Consider the following 18,099-nt stretch of genomic DNA (forward strand, 5'->3'; position numbering starts at 1 on the left):
TGCCTATGTCACGCATCGACGGCCGCACCCCCGAACAGCTCCGCCCGATCACCATCGAACGAGGTTGGAGCAAGCACGCCGAAGGCTCCGTCCTGGTCTCCTACGGCGACACCAAGGTGCTCTGCACCGCCAGCGTCACCGAGGGCGTCCCCCGCTGGCGCAAGGGCACCGGTGAGGGCTGGGTCACCGCCGAGTACTCCATGCTCCCGCGCGCCACCAACACCCGCGGCGACCGCGAGTCGGTCCGCGGCAAGATCGGCGGCCGCACCCACGAGATCAGCCGCCTGATCGGCCGTTCGCTGCGCGCCGTGGTCGACCACCGCGCGCTCGCCGAGAACACCATCGTGCTCGACTGCGACGTGCTCCAGGCCGACGGCGGCACCCGCACCGCGGCCATCACCGGCGCGTACGTGGCGCTGGTGGATGCGGTCTCCTGGGCCCGCGACAAGAAGCTGCTGCGCGCCAAGGGCCAGCCGATCACCGGTGGTGTCAGCGCGGTCAGCGTCGGCATCATCGACGGCGTCCCGATGCTCGACCTCCGCTACGAGGAGGATGTCCGGGCCGAGACCGACATGAACATCGTCTGCACCTCCGACGGCCGTTTCGTCGAGGTCCAGGGCACCGCCGAGGGCGCGCCGTTCGACCGCGCGCTGCTCGACCAGCTGCTCGACCTGGGCACGCTGGGCTGCGCCGAGCTGGACGAGATCCAGCGCAAGGTGCTCGAGGGCTGACCGGGCGTCGGACCGCACGGGCTCCGGGAACGGCCGCTGTACAGGCAGCCCCGGAGCCCGTACGGTTCGGGCCGTCGGCACGGTACGGGAACCGGCGGCGGTCGCGCCGTCGTCCTGCTGACTGTCGGACCTGCCCCAGTGTCTTCACAACGGAGGACCTTCGATGCCCCTCAGCATCAACCGTTCCACCACCCTGTCGGTGGCCGCGCTCGCGCTCCTGCTGCCGCTCGCGGTGGGCTGCTCGGCGGCCCAGAAGGCGCTCGACTGCGGAAACACGGCGGTGCGGATCAGCACCGACTTCGCGAACGTGAGCAGCGCGTACGGCAACGCGGCCGATGACCCGCAGGCCGCCGGGCAGGCCCTGCAGAAGCTCAAGACCGACCTCGACGAGCTGGGCCGCAACTCCAGCGACACCGACGTCAGCAAGGCGATCACCGACCTGCAGACCCAGGTCGAGAAGACCCAGGCGGCGATCAACGCCAAGCAGGTCCCCGACCTCAAGCCGCTCGGCGACGCGGCCTCCAACCTGTCCAAGGCCTGCACCGGCTGACGAGGCGTCGGCGCGCATAGGGTGGTCGGCATGACTACCCGACGCCTCGTCCTCGCCACCCGGAACCAGCACAAGGTTGCGGAGCTGCGCGCCATCCTCGGCACGGCCGGACTCGACGTGGAACTGGTCGGCGCCGACGCCTACCCGGAGATCCCGGACGTCCGCGAGACCGGCGTGACCTTCGCCGAGAACGCCCTGCTGAAGGCGCACGCGCTGGCGCGCGCCACCGGCCTGCCCGCCGTCGCGGACGACTCCGGGCTCTGCGTGGACGTGCTCAACGGCGCCCCCGGCATCTTCTCCGCCCGCTGGGTCGGCAAGCACGGCGACGACCGGGCGAATCTGGAGCTGCTGCTCGCCCAGCTCGGCGACATCGCCGAGCCGCACCGGGGAGCGCACTTCGCCTGCGCCGCCGCGCTCGCTCTGCCGGACGGCACCGAGCGGGTGGTCGAGGGCCGGCTCCTCGGCACCCTCCGCACCACCCCCTCGGGCGACGGCGGCTTCGGCTACGACCCGATCCTCCAGCCCCTCGGCGAGACCCGCACCTGCGCCGAACTGACCCCCGCCGAGAAGAACGCCATCAGCCACCGCGGCCAGGCATTCCGGGCGCTCGCTCCGGTGGCGCGGGAGCTGCTGGGCTGATGGTCCGTCGGGCACGAGGGAAGGCCCCTGCCGAGGCGGGGGCCTTCCGTTTCTGTGCGGCCTGAGGGACTCGAACCCTCACGAGGTTTCCCTCACGGGCACCTAAAACCCGCGCGGCTGCCGATTACGCCAAGGCCGCCCGTACAGCAGCCATCATGCTACAGGTGGCAGGGCGCGGAGCAGCCGACCTTCAGAGTCGGCCGGTCCGTCGGCGACCCCTGTTCCGACCGCAGTAGGTGTCCGTGACGGCATGGCAGTTCGGACAGAGCAGCCTGACGTTGTCGGGCCGGTTGTCCGACCAGTCCCCGTTGATGTGGTCGACCTCGTGGGTGAGTGGTCTCCGCTGCCAGACGGGGCCGGTCCCGCAGTCCTGGCAGGCGTCCGGACGACCGAGTTCGAGCAGTGCCTTGCGGATCCGGGAGCCCGGCAGGCGTTTGGCATCGGCGGGCCGTTGCACGAGCACCTGGTCCGGGCGAAGGCGTCGTGCGGACCGCACTCCCCGGTCGTGCGCCTGCCCGGTGAAGTGTGAGGTGTCGATTCCGAGCGCCTTGATCCGCCGCCCGCCTGGCGCTGGTGAAGATGGCGCACCACCCCGGCCACGCTGTGGCAGACGGCCACGGCCTCCTCCAGCAGCTCTCGGGTGTCGACGGTGCCCCTCGGCACGAAGTGGGAGACGTCGATCCCGTAGCTGGTGAGCCGGTGGCAGAGGTACTTGCGGTTGCTCCGGCCGGGGTCGCGGCCGAGTGCCAGCAGCAGCTGGTCGATCGACGCGACCGTCGCTGCGGTGTCCGTCAGAAGTTCGCGGGTGTAGCGGTTCGTCATGTTCGTCTCTTCCGGGCTCAGTTGTGCACTCGTCCCCCATGGGTACGAACGAGTGCTGGGGCGTAAGGACGCGGGATGGTCCGGTGGTGGGGAGCGCGGGGCGGGGCAGGTTTCGGATGGCTACCGATTGGTACAGACCTATTGACCTAGGTGGTTCAGACCACATAGCTTCGCGCCAATCTGCAGCGCGGCAGCCGGGAGTTGGCCGGTTGGCGGCTGTGGTGTGTCCGACCTCCCCCACTGCGCGCCCCCCACAGTGCGCGCCGGCACTCTCCCCTGGAGGACCGAGTGTTGATCCGATCCACGACGGAGCGGCGTCCCAGCGCTGCGGGCCGTCAGACGTCCGGCAGGCGGGCGGCGTTCGCCACCGCTGCCGCCGCCGGGTTGGCCGGTCTGCTGGTCGCCACGCTCGGTACGGCGCCCTCGCAGGCGGCGGCCGCCGTCGACAACCAGGCCTGTCGCCCTGACGGGATGTACACCACGCCCGGCGTGGACGTGCCCTACTGCAGCGTGTACGACACCGCGGGCCGCGAGAAGATGGGCGCCGACCACCAGCGCCGCATCATCGGCTACTTCACGGGCTGGCGCACCGGCAAGGACGGCACGCCCGCCTACCTGGTCAACAACGTCCCGTGGGACAAGGTCACCCACCTGAACTACGCCTTCGGCCACGTCGACGGCGGCAACAGGCTCTCGGTCGGCGACGACACCGCGACCAACGAGGCCACCGGGATCACCTTCCCGGGCGTGCCCGGCGCGGAGATGGACCCGACGCTGCCGTACAAGGGTCACTTCAACCTGCTGAGCAAGTTCAAGAAGCAGTACCCGAACGTCAAGACCCTGATCTCGGTAGGTGGTTGGGCCGAGACCGGTGGCTACTTCGGTGCCGACGGGAGCCGCGTCAACTCGGGTGGCTTCTACTCGATGACGGTCAACGCGGACGGTTCGGTCAACCAGGCCGGCATCAACACCTTCGCGGACTCCTCGGTCGACTTCATCAAGAAGTACGGCTTCAACGGCGTCGACATCGACTACGAGTACCCGACCTCGATGAAGGACGCGGGCAACCCGCTCGACTGGACCGCCGCGAACGCCAAGCGCGGTTCGCTGGTCAAGGGGTACGCGGCGCTGCTGAAGACCCTGCGGGAGAAGCTGGACCGGGCGGGCGCCGCCGACGGGAAGCACTACCTGCTGTCGATCGCCTCGCCGTCCTCCGGCTACCTGCTGCGCGGGATGGAGACGTTCCCGGTCACCCAGTACCTGGACTACGTCAACATCATGTCGTACGACCTGCACGGTGCCTGGAACAAGTACGTCGGCCCGAACGCCTCGCTGTACGACGACGGCAAGGACGCCGAGCTGGCCTCCGCGAACGTCTACTCCACGGCGCAGTACGGCGGCATCGGCTACCTGAACTCCGACTGGGCGTACCACTACTTCCGCGGTGCGATGCCGGGCGGCCGGATCAACATGGGCCTGCCGTACTACACCCGCGGCTTCAAGAACGTCACCGGTGGCACCAACGGCCTCTGGGGCACGTCCTCGACCAGCACCTGCCCGGTGGGCGCCGGTCTGACCACCTGTGGTGACGGTGCCGTCGGCATCGACAACCTGTGGCACGACCTGGACGACGCGGGCAAGGAGGCCCCGGCCGGCTCGAACCCGATGTGGCACGCGAAGAACCTGGAGAAGGGCGTCGTCCCCGACTACCTCTCCAAGTACAAGCTCACCGACACCGCGCTGCAGGGCACGTACACCCGCAACTACAGCTCCTCGCTGGTCGCGCCGTGGCTCTGGAACGACACCAAGAAGGTCTTCCTGTCCACCGAGGACGAGGAGTCGGTGGCGGCCAAGGCCGACTACATCGTCAACCAGGGTGCCGGTGGCACCATGATCTGGGAGCTGGCGGGTGACTACCGCTGGGACGCCACCGCGAACGGCGGCAAGGGCGAGTACGTGCAGGGTTCGACCCTGACCTCGCTGATGTACGACAAGTTCAAGGCCGCCTCCGCGTACGGCGCGACCCGCTCCACCATCGCGCTACCGCAGCAGACCCTGCCGATCGACGTGTCCTTCACCAACTTCGCGCTGGGGGACTCGAACTACCCGATCAACCCGAAGATCCACCTGGTCAACAACTCGGCCGTCACCCTGCCGGGCGGCACCGAGTTCCAGTTCGACTACTCCAACTCGGCCCCCGGCAACGCCAAGGACCAGTCGGGCTTCGGCCTCAAGGTGATCCGCCAGGACCACACCGCGACCAACAACGTCGGCGGCCTGAAGGGCGTCTACAACCGGGTCTCGGTCTCGCTGCCCGGCTGGCAGTCGCTGGCTCCCGGCGCCTCGGTGGACATCGACTTCACCTACTACCTGCCGGTCTCGACCCCGGCGAACTGGACCGTGAACGTCGGCGGCACCCTGTACGGCCTGACCGGCGACCTGACCCGGGGCACCGGTGGTGCGACCTCCTCGCCGTCGGGCAGCCCGTCCGGCTCCCCGTCCGGCAGCCCGTCCTCCTCGCCGAGCAGCTCGCCGTCGAGCAGCCCGTCGTCGAGCCCGAGCAGCTCACCCAGCACCAGCCCGAGCAGCAGCCCGAGCCCGAGCACCGGCACCTGCACCGCTCCGAGCTGGAGCGCGGGTGCCGTCTACGCCACCACCGGCACCAAGGTGTCCTGGAAGGGCCACCAGTACACCAACAAGTGGTGGACCACCGGAGAGGACCCCTCGACCACCGGTCAGTGGGGCGTCTGGAACGACCTCGGGGTCTGCTGACCTGACGAGGTGAGAGACGCGGTGGCGGTGCACCCGGTCGGGGGGTGCACCGCCACCGCTTCGTCGTGCCCGGCGGGGCGTCAGGGTCGTGCCCGGCCGGGCGTCAGACGGTCTCGACCTTGAGGTCGCGGAGCAGCTTGGCGACGTGGCCGGTGGCCTTGACGTTGTAGAGGGCGTGCTCGACCTTGCCCTGCTCGTCGACGATCACGGTGGAGCGGATCACGCCGGTGTAGGTGCGGCCGTAGTTCTGCTTCTCGCCGTAGGCGCCGTACGCCTCCAGAACCGCGTGGTCCTCGTCGGCCAGCAGGGTGACCTTGAGGTTCTCGGCCTCGCGGAACTTGCCGAGCTTGGCCGGCTTGTCGGGGGAGATGCCGATCACGTCGTACCCGGCGCCCGCGAAGACCTCCAGGTTGTCGGTGAAGTCGCAGGCCTGCTTGGTGCAGCCGGGGGTCAGGGCGGCGGGGTAGAAGTAGACGATCACCTTGCGGCCGAGGTGGTCGGCGAGGGAGACCTGGTTGCCGTCGGCGTCGGGCAGGGTGAAGGCGGGGGCGGGGTCGCCGGGCTGGAGGCGCTCGCTCATGGTGGGACTTCTCCTCGTGCGGACTCGTGGGTCGTACCAGCCGCAAACCTACCCCTGTTGGTGGGTGGCACTGCGCGGGCCGGGCCGGGAGCTGACAGACTGACACCTGTCGTATCGGACGCTGACGGACGCAACCAGTGAAGGGGTGGCCCGAGTGGGCAAGGCCGGGACAGACAAGGCGGCGCGGACGACCGCCCAGATCGAGGCGGACATCGCGCGGACCCGCACCCAGCTCGCGACGACCCTGGACGAGCTCGCGGTCCGGGTGCACCCGAGCACCATCGCGGCGCAGACCAAGGCCAGGCTGCTCGGTTCGGTCGAGGAGAAGGCCGGCCGGGCGTACGTCGCCGCGAGCGGTGCGGTGGAGCAGCTGAAGGGGCAGTTCACCGACGAGAAGGGGCAGCCGCGCAAGGAGCGGATCGTCCCGGCCGCGCTGGTCGGCGTCGGGGTGCTGCTGCTGGTGGCTTCGGCCCGCAGACGCCGACGGGGCTGATCGAAGCGCTCTGGAGGGGCCGGATCCTGACGGGTCCGACCCCTCCCGCATGCCGGGCCAGCGTCACGCCCCTGCGGCCGGGCGGGTACCGTCGGGAGCGTGAACGAAGAGCGGAACGTACAGCACGAGGAGACCCGGCACGACCGGCTGGGCGCGAAGCTGCCGATCAAGATGCTGCACGACCGGGTGCTGGTGAAGACCGAGGGCAGCGAGGGTGAGCGCCGTTCGACCGGCGGCATTCTGATCCCGGCCACGGCCGAGCTGTCCAAGCGCTGCACCTGGGCGGAGGCGGTGGCCGTCGGTCAGAGCGTCCGTTCGGTGGAGCCCGGCGACCGGGTGCTGTACGACCCGGAGGACAAGCTGGAGGTCGAGGTCCGGGGCGCGACGTACGTGCTGCTGCGCGAGCGCGACCTGCACGCGGTGGCGGCGACCCGGTTCGGCGACACGGAGGGCTCGACGGGGCTGTACCTCTGACGGCCCACACCGCTGGTGGCCCAGGCGGTCACGGGCTCGGGGAGCCGCTCGGGCCGGGCTGGGGCGCGGGGGTGGCGGACGGGGTGCCGGTGGCCGGTGGCGTGGCGGAGGCCGGGGCGGTGGCGGACGGTGTGCGGGTCGGCGAGGGGGAGCCGGAGGCAGGACCGGACGGTGTCGGGCTCGGGGTGGGCGTGGGTGTGGGGCTGAGGGTGGGTGAGGCCGGGGCGCTCGGCTGGGTGTTGGCCCGGCTGGGGCGGAGGTCGAAGGTCTGGACCGGGGTGCCCCGGAGGGCGGCTGCCATGTAGTTGGTCCAGATCTCGGTGGGGAAGGCGCCGCCGTTGATCCGGCTGTGGCCGGCCGTGCCGGCCAGCGAGAGTTTGGCGTGGGTCTTCGGATCCTCGCGGAACAGGCCCACCACGGTGGCCAGTTCGGGGGTGTAGCCGGCGAACCAGGCCGAGCGGTTGCTGTCGGTGGTGCCGGTCTTGCCGGCCGCCGGGCGGCCCAGGTTCAGGGCGCGGGCGCCGGTGCCTGCGGGGCTGACCACGTCCCGGAGCACGTCGGTGACGGCGTCCGCGGTGCCCCGGCCGATGGCGGCGCGGGCCGGGTGGTCGGGGAGTTCGGGCAGGTCGGAGTAGCCGCCGGAGCGTTCCAGCTTGAGTACGGACCACGGGGTGTGCGCCTGGCCGTGGGCGGCCAGCGTGGCGTACACCGAGGCCAGGTCGAGCGCGCTGGGGGTGGCGGTGCCAAGGGTCATCGAGGTGTTCGCCGGGTCCATGCCCGGCACGGTGTCCGGGAGGCCGAGCCGGATCGCGGTCTGCCGGACGTGGTCGAGGCCGGCATCCACGCCCTCCTGGGCGTAGACCGAGTTGACCGACTTCATCATGGCGAACCGCAGGGTCACCGCGCCGTAGTCGGCGTCGTCCTCGTTGGGCGGGGCGTACGTGGTGGGGCCGCCGACGACCGGGCGGCGGCTGCTGCCGTCGTACAGGGTCTGGGTGGTGATCGGCCTGCCGTCCCGGGTGGTGTGCTCACCCTCCAGCCCGGCCGCCAGGTCGATCGGCTTGAAGGTGGAGCCGACCTGGTTGTCCTGCCGGAGTGCGTCGTTGTACTGCTGCTCGGCGTAGTCGGGGCCGCCGTAGACCGCGACGACCTTCCCGCTGTCCGGTTCGACCGAGGCACCGGAGACCCGGACCGCGGTGTCACTCTCCGGCCGGGCGGTGGGGTCGAGTTCGGCGGTCAGCTCCTCCTGGACGGCCTGGACGAAGGCGTCCTGCCTGGCCTTGTCGAAGGTGGTGGTGATCTTCCAGCCGCCGGCCTTCAGGGTGGCGGCGTCCAGCACGTTCGCGCTGATCAGGTAGTCGTCGGCGACGTCCACCAGGTAGCCCGCCTGTCCGCTCAGGCCGGTGGCGGGCTGGGGGTCGAGCGGCTCGGGGAAGGTGGTGGCGGCCCGGGTGTCGGCGTCCAGGAAGCCGAGCTGGACCATGCCGTCCAGGACGTAGTTCCAGCGGGCCAGCGCCTTCTCCCGGTTGGCCGGGGTGCTGTTCTTCACGTCGTAGGCGCTCGGGGCCTGGAGGAGGGCCGCCAGGTAGGCACCCTGACCGAGGGTCAGGTCCAAGACGTCTACGCCGTAGTACGCCTTGGCGGCGGTCTCGATGCCGTAGGCGTTGCGGCCGAAGTAGCTGGTGTTGAGGTAGCCGGCCAGGATCTCGTCCTTGCTCTGCTGCTGGTCCACCTTGAGGGCGATGAACAGCTCCCTGGCCTTGCGGGCGACGGTCTGGTCCTGGGTCAGGTAGTAGTTCTTCACGTACTGCTGGGTGATGGTGGAGCCGCCCTGGGTGCCCTTGCCGGTCGCAGTGTTCCAGGCCGCCCGGGCCATGCCGCGCAGGTCGATGCCCTTGTTGCGGTAGAAGCTGCGGTCCTCCGCGGAGACCACCGCGTGCCGGGTGTCCGGCGGGACCTGCCGGATCGTCACGTCCTGGCGGTTCACCGAGCCGGTGCGGGCCAGTTCGGTGCTGCCGTCGGCGTAGTAGTAGACGTTGCTCTGCGCCACCGCCTGGGTGTTGGGGCCGGGGACAGGGACGATCAGGTACAGCGTGACGAAGCCCGCGAGGCCGAGCAGGACCAGACCGAGCAGGCCGCCGACCACCATCCGCCAGGTCGGCACCATCCGCCGCCACCAGGGCAGCGACTGCCGCCTGGCCCTGCGGGCGGCCCGCCGGGCCTGGCGCCGGCCGGGCCGGGAGCCCTCGGCGCGGTCCTCCCAGTCGAGGCCGTCGGGTGTGGGCGGCAGGTCCAGCTGCTGGCTCATGGGGGGATTATCTGGGATCTGATCCGCCATCAGACGGCTTTGACCAGGCGTGGCCCTCGGTAATTCGGCTGCGCCCGGCCCGCACCGGCGGTACGTTGAAAGGTGACAACCACATAGCGCAGCAGGACAGACGCAGCTCCGCCCGCAGTCCCCGGTACCCCCGGGGGTCAGCCGGTCGGGGCCGCTCGGGGCTGCCCCGGGCTCTCTCCGGCTGCGCTCTCCTGCCTGCCCAAAAGTCGACAAGGAGACAGAAGATGCAGCTCGCCCAGCAGCTCCGCCCACCGGACCGGGTGGACCGGACGGCATCGGTGCGCCTCTACCTGGCGGTCGCCGCCGGCTCGTTCCGTCGCTACTCCACCTACCGGGCCGCCACCCTGGCCGGGGCTTTCACCAACACCGTGTTCGGCTTCATCCTGGCGTACACCTTCCTCGCGCTCTGGCAGGCCAGGCCGGGGGTGGGCGGGTACGACAGCAACCAGGCGGTGACCTACATCTGGGTGAGCCAGGCCCTGCTGATCACCGTGGCGGTCTGGGGTGGCGGATTCCAGGACGACGTGCAGGAGCGGTTCAGGAGCGGGGACATCGCCGTCGACCTGTACCGGCCGGTGGACTTCATGGGCTGGTGGTTGGCCGCCGACCTGGGCCGGGCCGCGTTCCACCTGCTCGGGCGCGGCGTGGCGCCCACGGTGGCCGGGGTGCTGGCCTTCGACATCCGGCTGCCCGGTCACCCGTACACCTGGGCGGCCTTCCTGGCCTCGGTGCTGCTGGCCGTGCTGGTCAGCTTCGGGCTGCGCTTCCTGGTCTCGCTCACCGGGTTCTGGCTGCACGACTCGGAGGGGGTGCGCTCGGTGATGGTGGTGGTCGCGCTGTTCTTCTCCGGGGCGCTCCTGCCGCTCACCCTCTTCCCGGGAGGGCTGGGCCGGTTGGCGCGGTTGCTGCCCTGGTCCGCGCTGATCCAGGTCCCCACCGACGTCTTCCTGGAGCGCCGCTCCGGTACCGCGCTGCTCGCTGCGCTGGGCTTCCAGGCGGCCTGGGCGTTGCTGCTGCTCGCGGCCGGACGGTTGGTCCAACTGCTGGCCACCCGCAAGGTGGTGGTGCACGGTGGCTGACACCGTGTGGGGCCGGACCGCCTGGGCAGTGCGCTCCTGGAGGCTGATGGCCGGGATGTGGACCCGCTCGACGATGGCCTACCGGACCTCGTTCGTCATGATGCTGGCCGCCAGCACCACGGTGACCGCACTCGACTTCGTGGTGCTGCTGCTGATGTTCCAGCACACCGAGCAGCTCGGTGGCTGGTCACTGGGCGAACTCGGCTTCCTGTACGGGACGTCGAGCTTCGCACTCGGGATGGCCAACGTGCTGGTCGGCAGCGTGGACGCGCTCGGCGAGCGGATCCGCACCGGCACCCTGGACACCATGCTGGTCCGACCCGCCCCGGCGCTCGCCCAGGTCTGTGCCGAACGGTTCTCGCTGCGCCGGGTCGGCCGCCCGGTGCAGGCCGCGGTGATCCTGGCCTGGTCGCTGACCCGGGTCGAGGTGCACTGGACGGCTGATCGGGTGCTGCTGCTGGCCGTGCTGCTGAGCTGCGGCAGCGTCATCTTCGGCGCGATCTTCGTCGGCTTCGCCACCGTGCAGTTCTGGTGGGGCGAGGCGGGCGAGTTCCAGAACTCCTTCACCTACGGCGGCGCCACCATGCTCCAGTACCCGCCGACGATCTTCGCCAAGGAGCTGGTGGCCGGGACGGTCTTCGGCCTGCCGATCGCCTTCGTCAACTGGCTGCCCGCGCTGCACATCCTCGGCAAGCCCGATCCGCTCGGCCTGCCGGTGGCCTTCCGGTTCGCCTCCCCGCTGGCCGCCCTGCTCTGCGTGCTGGCCGCCGGACTGGCCTGGCGGGCCGGGCTGCGGGCCTATCGCGGCACCGGCAACTAGACCCTTCCGAAGAGGAGTTGGACATGGCACTGATCGAACTGGAAGACGTCCGCCGGGACTTCACGATCCGGACCAAGGTCGGGCGGCTGCGCCGCGAGAAGCGGGTGGTGCACGCGGTGGACGGCCTGAGCTTCACCGTCGGCGCGGGCGAGTGCGTCGGCTACATCGGCCCGAACGGCGCCGGCAAGTCCACCACGATCAAGATGCTCACCGGCATCCTGGTGCCCACCTCGGGCCGGTTGCGGGTGGCCGGGGTCGAACCGGCCAGGGAGCGGGTCGGGCTGGCCCGGCGGATCGGCGTGGTCTTCGGCCAGCGCACCACCCTCTGGTGGGACCTGCCGCTGCGCGACAGCTACGAGCTGGCGCGCCGGATCTACCGCATCCCGGCCGACCGGTACCGGGCCAACCTGGCGCGCTGCGTGGAACTGCTGGACCTGGGGAACCTGTTGGACACCCCGGTCCGGCAGCTCTCGCTCGGCCAGCGGATGCGCGGGGACCTGGCGGCGGCGCTGCTGCACGACCCGCAGGTGCTCTACCTGGACGAGCCCACCATCGGCCTGGACGTGGTGAGCAAGACACGGGTCCGGGAGTTCCTGCGCGAGGTGAACCGGGTCAAGGGCACCACGGTGCTGCTCACCACCCACGACCTGACCGACATTGAGCAGCTCTGCGACCGGGTGATGGTGATCGACCACGGCCGGGTGGTCCACGACGGCAGCCTGGAGGGGCTGCACGCGGCGGGCCGCAGCGAACGCACCCTGGTGGTCGACCTGGCCGAGCCACGGCCCGCGATCGCCGTGCCGGGCGCCCGGGTGGTCCGGGTCGACGGGCCCCGGCAGTGGCTGGCCTTCCCGGCCGAGCAGAGTGCCGCCCCGCTGGTCGCGGCCGTGGCCGAGCGCTACCCGCTGGTCGACCTGTCGGTCCGGGAGCCCGCTATCGAGGACGTGATCGCCCGGATGTACGCGAAGATCGGCTGACCTGTTCGACCGTACCGTTCGGCCGTCGTCACTCGTCCGGGTGGAGCCGGTGACCCCGGAGTGTCGTGGGCAGTTGACACTCCGGATCACCGGACAGGCTTGTGAGGGGTGCGCGCGGATGGCTCAGCTGGTCGGGGGGTCGGTGCCGGCGGGGCTGGTCGGGGAACAGGTGCCGACGGTGCGTTCCGCCGCCGTGGTGCCGGTGGCGCGGCCGGTGATCGGGGAGGCGGAGATCGCCGCCGCCGTCCGGGTGCTGCGCAGCGGATCGGTGGTCCAGGGCCCCGAAGTGGACGCCTTCGAGCGGGAGTTCGCCGAGCTGGTGGACGGCTGGCACTGCGTCGCGGTCAACTCCGGTACGTCTGCCCTGCAGCTGGCGCTGACGGCGCTCGGGATCGGGCCCGGCGACGAGGTGGTGGTGCCGTCCTTCTCCTTCGCCGCCACCGCCAACGCCGTCCGACTGGCCGGTGCCGAGCCGGTCTTCGCCGACATCGACCCGGACACCTTCTGCCTCGACCCGGCGGCGGTCCGGGCCGCGATCGGTCCGCGGACTGCCGCACTGCTGCCGGTCCACCTCTACGGGCACCCGGCCGCGATGGCCGAACTGACCGGGCTGGCGGACCGGAACGGCCTGGCGCTGGTCGAGGACGCCTGCCAGGCGCACGGCGCCAGCCTGGACGGCAGGCCGGTGGGCTCGTTCGGCGCCGCCGGGTGCTTCAGCTTCTACCCGACCAAGAACATGCACGCCCTGGAGGGCGGCATGGTCACCGTCGCGGACCCGGCGCTGGCCCGGAAGCTGCGGCTGCTCCGCAACCAGGGGATGGAGCAGCCCTACCGGAACGAGATCGTCGGGGCCAACCTCCGGATGACCGACGTCTCGGCGGCCGTGGGCCGCGTCCAGCTCGGTCGGCTGGCGGCGGCGACCGAGCGCCGCCGGGCCAACGCGGCCCTGCTGGACCGGGAGTTGGCCGCCACCGGCCTGGGGCTGCCGGCGGTGGCGGTGGGAGCCGGGCACGTCTACCACCAGTACACCGTCCGGGTGCGCGGTGAGCGGGACGCCTTCCGCCGGAGCCTGGCCGAGGCCGGGGTGGGCAGCGAGGTCTACTACCCGGTTCCGATCCACCGGCTGCCGCCCTACCCGGGCCGCTGGGAGCTGCCCGAGACCGAGCGGGCGACCGCCGAGGTGGTCGCGCTACCGGTGCACCCGACCCTGTCCGAGGACGAACTCGCCCTGGTGGTAAGGGCGGTGCGGCATGCGGTCTGACGGTCGGGCGGCGGCGGGCCGACGGCGGCCGCTGCGGGCCGGACTGATCGGCCTCGGCGCGATGGGACGCAACCACGCCCGGGTGCTGGACGGACTGGCCGGGGTCGAACTGGTCGGCGTGGTCGACCCGGCGGGCGGCACCGCCCCCGGCGGCGTCCCGGTGCTGGCCGACCTCAACGACCTGCTCGCGCTGGGCGTCGACTACGCGGTGGTGGCCTGCCCGACTGCTCAGCACGAGAGCGTCGGCCTGCGGCTGGCCGTCGCCGGGGTGCCCGCGCTGATCGAGAAGCCGCTCGCGCACGACGTCCGGGCCGCCCGGCGGCTGGTGGACGCCTTCCGGGGTCAGGTGGCGGCCGTCGGGCACGTCGAGCGCTACAACCCCGCGCTCCAGCAGCTCAGGGCCAGGCTGGCGAGCGGCGAGATCGGCGAGGTGTACCAGGTGTCGACCCGCCGCCAGGGCCCGTTCCCGCGCCGGATCGCCGACGTCGGGGTGGTCAAGGACCTGGCCACCCACGACATCGACCTGACCGGCTGGATCACCGGCCAGAGCTACGCCTCGGTGGCTGCCAGGACGGTGCGCAAGAGCGGCCGCCCGTACGAGGACATGGTGGCCGCGGTCGGCACGCTGGCCGACGGCACCATGGTCAGCCACCTGGTGAACTGGCTCAGCCCGCAGAAGGAGCGCTACGTCGCGGTGACCGGCGAGCGCGGCTGCCTGGTCGCCGACACGCTGACCGCGGACCTGACCCTCCAGGTGAACGGCGCGGTGGCCACTGAGTGGGACACCGTCCGCACCTTCCGCGGAGTGACCGAGGGCGACGTGATCCGGTACGCCTTCCCGAAACGGGAGCCGTTGATGAGCGAGCACGAGCAGTTCCGCGAGGCGGTGGCCGGACGACCGGCCGAGACCGTCGCACTGACCGAGGGGCTGCACACGGTCGAGGTGGCCGAATCGGTGCTGGCCGCCGCCGGTCGGCAGGGCCTGCTGGGGGTGAGGAGCCGATGAGCACGCCCGACGTGACCGTGGTGATCGCGGTCTACAACACCATGCCGTACCTGACGGCCTGTCTGACATCACTGGTCGAACAGTCCATCGGGCGGGACCGGTTGGAGGTGGTCGCGGTCGACGACGGCTCCACCGACGGCAGCGGCGCCGAGCTGTCCCGGTTCGCCCGCGAGCACCCCGGTCTGTTCCGGATCGAGCGGCAGGCCAACTCCGGCGGCCCGGCCGCGCCCACCAACCGGGCGATGGAACTGGCCAGGGGCCGCTACGTGTTCTTCCTCGGCGCGGACGACTGGCTCGGCCGGGAGGCGCTGGAACGGCTGGTCACGATGGCCGACCGGTACCAGTCCGACGTGGTGCTCGGCAGGATGGTCGGGGTCGGCGGCCGGCAGGTGCCGCAGGGCATCTTCGACCGGACCGAGCCCTCGGTGGACTTCACCGACTCCGCGCTGGCCTGGGCGCTCTCGGACACCAAGCTGTTCCGCCGTGAACCGCTGGTCAGGGAGGGGCTGCGGCGCCGGGAGGACCTGCCGGTCTACTCCGACCAGCCGTTCACCCTCCAGGCGCTGCTGCGGGCCAGGCGGGTCTCGGTGCTGGCCGACTACGACTGCTACCACGCGGTGCTGCGGGCCGACCGGGCCAACGCCACGGTGCGCTCCAACCACCGGGACCGGCTGCGCGGGCTGACCGAGATCCTGGCCGTCACCGACCGCCTCACCGAGCCGGGCGGCGAGGTACGCCGGGCCCTGCATCGGCGCCATTTCGGCTGGGACGTACCGCAGTTGCTCCAGGCCGAGCTGCTCAGGCAGCCCGAGGCGGAGCAGCGGCACGTGGTGGCCGAGGTGGGTCGGCTGGTCCGCGAGCACTGCGACGTGCTGGCCGACCTGGCGGAGCCCGACCGGCTCCGGCTGGAGCTGGCCGGCAGCGACCGGTTCCGGGCGGTCCGGGGGCTGATCGAGGACGAACTCGGCGGTGGGACGGCCCGGTTCGTTCTGCCCCGGCAGCTCTGGCGCGGCGTGGTGCCGGAGCGGGCCAGGCGCGAGCTGCGCCGACGGAGGGGCTGGCGCTCGTTCGCCAACCGGATGACCAGGAGTTGACCATGGCTCGGACGGTCTGTGTGGTCGGTCTCGGGAAGATCGGGCTGCCGCTCGCGGTGCAGTGCGCGGGCAAGGGGCACCGGGTGCTCGGCGTGGACACCGCCCCCTCGGTGGTCCGGCAGGTGAACGACGGCCAGGCACCGTTCCCCGGCGAGGCGGATCTGCCCGAGCGGCTCAAACTGGCGGTCGCCACTGGTCAGTTGAAGGCAGTGGCGGACACCTCTGCGGCGGTCGCCGAGGCGGATGCCGTCCTGGTCGCGGTGCCGCTGCTGACCGGCCCGGACGACCGGCCCGACTTCACCCTGCTGGACGCCGCCACCCGCGCCGTAGCGGCCGGACTGCGGCCCGGCGCGCTGGTCGGCTACGAGACCACGCTGCCGGTCGGCACCACCGCGGGGCGGCTGGCCGCGCTGCTGGCGGAGGGGTCCGGCCTGCGCCCGGGGACGGACTTCGCGCTGGTGTTCAGCCCCGAACGGGTCTCCTCCGGACGGGTCTTCGCCGATCTGCGGCGCTACCCGAAGCTGGTCGGCGGGATCGACGAGCGCTCCACCCGGCAGGGCGTCGAGTTCTACCGCGAGGTGCTGGACTTCGACCCGCGCCCCGACCTGCCCCGCCCGAACGGTGTGTGGGCGCTCGGCTCGGCCGAGGCGGCCGAGTTCGCCAAGCTGGCCGAGACCACGTACCGGGACGTCAACATCGGACTGGCCAACCAGTTCGCCCGGTACGCCGACCGGATCGGGGTGGACTTCGCGGAGGTGATCGCGGCCTGCAACTCGCAGCCGTACAGCCACCTGCACCAGCCGGGTGTCGCGGTGGGCGGCCACTGCATCCCGGTCTACCCGAGGCTCTACCTCGCCGGGGACCCGACCGCGACAGTGGTCGAGGCGGCCAGGGCGGCCAACCTGGCGATGCCCGGGTACGCGGTCGACCGGCTGGCTGCGGCGCTCGGCGGGCTGGCCGATCGGGGCGTGCTGGTGCTCGGCGCCGCGTACCGGGGCGGGGTCAGGGAGACCGCGTACTCCGGCGTCTTCCCGCTGGTGGCCGCGCTCCGGGCGGCCGGAGCGCGGCCGTACGTGACCGATCCGCTGTACGACGCGGGGGAGTTGACCGCGCTCGGCCTGCCGCCGCACCGGGGTGAGCCGGTGGAGGCGGCCGTGGTGCAGGCCGACCACGCCGAGTACCGGACGCTGGGCGCGGCCGACCTGCCGGGTGTGCTGGCGCTGCTCGACGGCCGCCGGGTCACCGACCCGGCGCGCTGGGCGGGGGTGCGGCGGATCGTGCTCGGCGCCTGACGGCTACTCGCCGGAGCCGACTGTCGGGCACGTGACGGCTGCTCGGGGCGGTCACTCGCCCGGGTAGACCACCCCGATCTGGGACCGGACGGCGTCCAGCGTCCGCATCACCGCGAGCGTGCCGTCCAACGGTACGAGCGGCGACTCGGTCAGCCCCGCCCGCAGGCAGCGGACCACCTCGGTGGCCTCCAGTCCGAGGCCGTTCCCGGGACCGCGGTCGATCACGTACTCCTCGGCGGGCTTCCCGTCCTGGTGCAGCACGAAGCCGCCGGCGTGGAAGAAGTCGGCGGGGAGCTCGATCCGGCCGGTGGTGCCGTGCACCGAAGCCCGCTGGCCGTAGTCGGCCACCAGCGAGCAGCTGAGCAGCGACAGCGCCCCGCCCGGGTGGCTCAGCACCATGCCGGTGTGCTCGTCCACGCCCTCCGGCGTCAGCGTGGCCACGGCCTTGACCTGCTCGGGCTCGCCCAGCAGCAGGTGGGCGAAGGAGACCGGGTAGACGCCGAGGTCCAGCAGGGCGCCGCCACCCGCCGCCGGGTCCCAGAGCCGGTGGGCGGGGTCGGCCGGGGCCGGGAAGCCGAAGTCGGCGTGCACCGCCCGCACCTCGCCGATCGCGCCGTCCCTGACCAGCTCGACGATCCGGCGGACCGCCGGGTTGAGGTACATCCACATCGCCTCCATCAGGAAGCTCCCCCGGGCCCGGGCGGTGGCGGCCAGCTGCTCGGCCTGCGGTGCGCTCAGGGTGAACGGCTTCTCGCACAGCACCGCCTTCCCGGCCTCCAGCATCAGCGTGGTGGCGGCCAGGTGGGCGGCGTGCGGGGTGGCCACGTACACCACGTCGACCTCAGGGTCGGCGGCCAGCTCCGCCCAGGAGCCGTACGCCCGGGGGATGCCGAAGCGGTCGGCGAAGGCGCGGGCCGATGCCTCGCTCCGGGAGGCCACGGCGGCCACCTCGGCGCCGGGGACGGCGAGCAGGTCCTCGGTGAAGGCTGCGGCTATCCCGCCGGTGGCGAGCACGCCCCAGCGGATCGGTCGGTCGGTGCTGGTCATCGTGCGACACCCTTCGGCGGTGCGATCCTGGCAGGTACGGCGCGTGCCAGTCTCCCTGATCCGCCCCTGATCTGTCCCGGAGAAGCCCGTGGCATCGTCGGATGATCTGGCCGGTCGGGGCAGA

General features: G+C 71.8%; 16 protein-coding genes and 1 tRNA gene. 13 read left to right on the forward strand and 4 right to left on the reverse strand.

Annotated elements, in window-relative coordinates; translation table 11 throughout:
- The first annotated feature begins 5 nt into the window (after nt 1-5).
- The 3 genes from rph to rdgB all read left to right on the forward strand — a co-directional run bounded on the left by rph (nt 6) and on the right by rdgB (nt 1,920).
- Complete coding sequence (rph, locus tag ACKUU6_RS21155; RefSeq protein WP_407990129.1) at nt 6-731, forward strand: ribonuclease PH; 726 nt, start codon at nt 6-8, stop codon at nt 729-731.
- A 163-nt stretch (nt 732-894) separates the two neighbouring features.
- On the forward strand, nt 895-1,281 hold the full coding sequence (locus ACKUU6_RS21160) for a hypothetical protein (protein ID WP_407990130.1): 387 nt from the start codon (nt 895-897) through the stop codon (nt 1,279-1,281).
- Between the two features lie 30 nt (nt 1,282-1,311).
- Nucleotides 1,312-1,920 carry an RdgB/HAM1 family non-canonical purine NTP pyrophosphatase gene (rdgB, locus tag ACKUU6_RS21165; protein WP_407990131.1) on the forward strand — a complete coding sequence of 203 codons (609 nt, stop codon included), beginning with the start codon at nt 1,312-1,314 and terminating at the stop codon, nt 1,918-1,920.
- Between the two features lie 55 nt (nt 1,921-1,975).
- Here rdgB and ACKUU6_RS21170 read toward each other — a convergent pair.
- Nucleotides 1,976-2,059, reverse strand: a tRNA-Leu gene (locus tag ACKUU6_RS21170).
- A gap of 1,067 nt (nt 2,060-3,126) precedes the next feature.
- On the opposite strand from ACKUU6_RS21170, the gene ACKUU6_RS21175 reads away from it, so the two are divergent.
- Nucleotides 3,127-5,514 carry a chitinase C-terminal domain-containing protein gene (locus ACKUU6_RS21175; RefSeq protein WP_407992188.1) on the forward strand — a complete coding sequence of 796 codons (2,388 nt, stop codon included), beginning with the start codon at nt 3,127-3,129 and terminating at the stop codon, nt 5,512-5,514.
- Between the two features lie 103 nt (nt 5,515-5,617).
- On the opposite strand, the gene bcp is transcribed toward ACKUU6_RS21175, so the two are convergent.
- Nucleotides 5,618-6,094: a thioredoxin-dependent thiol peroxidase gene (gene bcp / locus ACKUU6_RS21180; RefSeq protein ID WP_407990132.1), complete on the reverse strand. Its 477-nt coding sequence runs from the start codon at nt 6,092-6,094 to the stop codon at nt 5,618-5,620.
- Between the two features lie 154 nt (nt 6,095-6,248).
- On the opposite strand from bcp, the gene ACKUU6_RS21185 reads away from it, so the two are divergent.
- Nucleotides 6,249-6,587 (forward strand): DUF3618 domain-containing protein, encoded by a 339-nt coding sequence (locus ACKUU6_RS21185; RefSeq protein WP_407990133.1) that lies wholly within the window; start codon nt 6,249-6,251, stop codon nt 6,585-6,587.
- Between the two features lie 171 nt (nt 6,588-6,758).
- On the forward strand, nt 6,759-7,061 hold the full coding sequence (locus ACKUU6_RS21190) for a GroES family chaperonin (protein WP_184925018.1): 303 nt from the start codon (nt 6,759-6,761) through the stop codon (nt 7,059-7,061).
- 28 nt (nt 7,062-7,089) lie between these two features.
- Here the strand turns inward: ACKUU6_RS21190 and ACKUU6_RS21195 are convergent, their stop codons facing one another.
- Nucleotides 7,090-9,369 (reverse strand): transglycosylase domain-containing protein, encoded by a 2,280-nt coding sequence (locus ACKUU6_RS21195; protein WP_407990134.1) that lies wholly within the window; start codon nt 9,367-9,369, stop codon nt 7,090-7,092.
- Nucleotides 9,370-9,677: 308 nt separating this feature from the next.
- Between ACKUU6_RS21195 and ACKUU6_RS21200 the strand changes: the two genes are divergently transcribed.
- From ACKUU6_RS21200 to ACKUU6_RS21230, 7 genes are all read left to right on the forward strand, one after another.
- Nucleotides 9,678-10,478, forward strand: coding sequence for an ABC transporter permease (locus tag ACKUU6_RS21200; protein ID WP_407992189.1), 801 nt, complete (start codon nt 9,678-9,680; stop codon nt 10,476-10,478).
- Nucleotides 10,471-11,298: an ABC transporter permease gene (locus tag ACKUU6_RS21205; RefSeq protein ID WP_407990135.1), complete on the forward strand. Its 828-nt coding sequence runs from the start codon at nt 10,471-10,473 to the stop codon at nt 11,296-11,298. Before ACKUU6_RS21200 ends, ACKUU6_RS21205 begins: the two co-directional genes overlap by 8 nt.
- 23 nt (nt 11,299-11,321) lie before the next feature.
- The gene (locus ACKUU6_RS21210; RefSeq protein WP_407990136.1) at nt 11,322-12,275 is read left to right on the forward strand and encodes an ABC transporter ATP-binding protein; all 954 of its coding nucleotides are present in this window, start codon (nt 11,322-11,324) and stop codon (nt 12,273-12,275) included.
- Nucleotides 12,276-12,393: 118 nt separating this feature from the next.
- Entirely contained in the window at nt 12,394-13,536 is a 1,143-nt protein-coding gene (locus ACKUU6_RS21215) for a DegT/DnrJ/EryC1/StrS family aminotransferase (protein ID WP_407990137.1), read from the forward strand.
- Nucleotides 13,526-14,542 (forward strand): Gfo/Idh/MocA family protein, encoded by a 1,017-nt coding sequence (locus ACKUU6_RS21220; protein ID WP_407990138.1) that lies wholly within the window; start codon nt 13,526-13,528, stop codon nt 14,540-14,542. The genes ACKUU6_RS21215 and ACKUU6_RS21220 overlap by 11 nt, the downstream gene beginning before the upstream one ends.
- Nucleotides 14,539-15,636: a glycosyltransferase family 2 protein gene (locus ACKUU6_RS21225; protein ID WP_407990139.1), complete on the forward strand. Its 1,098-nt coding sequence runs from the start codon at nt 14,539-14,541 to the stop codon at nt 15,634-15,636. Before ACKUU6_RS21220 ends, ACKUU6_RS21225 begins: the two co-directional genes overlap by 4 nt.
- Before the next feature lie 2 nt (nt 15,637-15,638).
- The gene (locus ACKUU6_RS21230; RefSeq protein ID WP_407990140.1) at nt 15,639-16,928 is read left to right on the forward strand and encodes a nucleotide sugar dehydrogenase; all 1,290 of its coding nucleotides are present in this window, start codon (nt 15,639-15,641) and stop codon (nt 16,926-16,928) included.
- A 51-nt stretch (nt 16,929-16,979) separates the two neighbouring features.
- Here ACKUU6_RS21230 and ACKUU6_RS21235 read toward each other — a convergent pair whose 3' ends face one another.
- Nucleotides 16,980-17,975 carry a Gfo/Idh/MocA family protein gene (locus ACKUU6_RS21235; RefSeq protein WP_407990141.1) on the reverse strand — a complete coding sequence of 332 codons (996 nt, stop codon included), beginning with the start codon at nt 17,973-17,975 and terminating at the stop codon, nt 16,980-16,982.
- Nucleotides 17,976-18,099 lie beyond the last annotated feature (124 nt).

Origin of the sequence: Kitasatospora sp. CMC57, assembly GCF_045866025.2 — a bacterium.
GTDB lineage: Bacteria > Actinomycetota > Actinomycetes > Streptomycetales > Streptomycetaceae > Kitasatospora.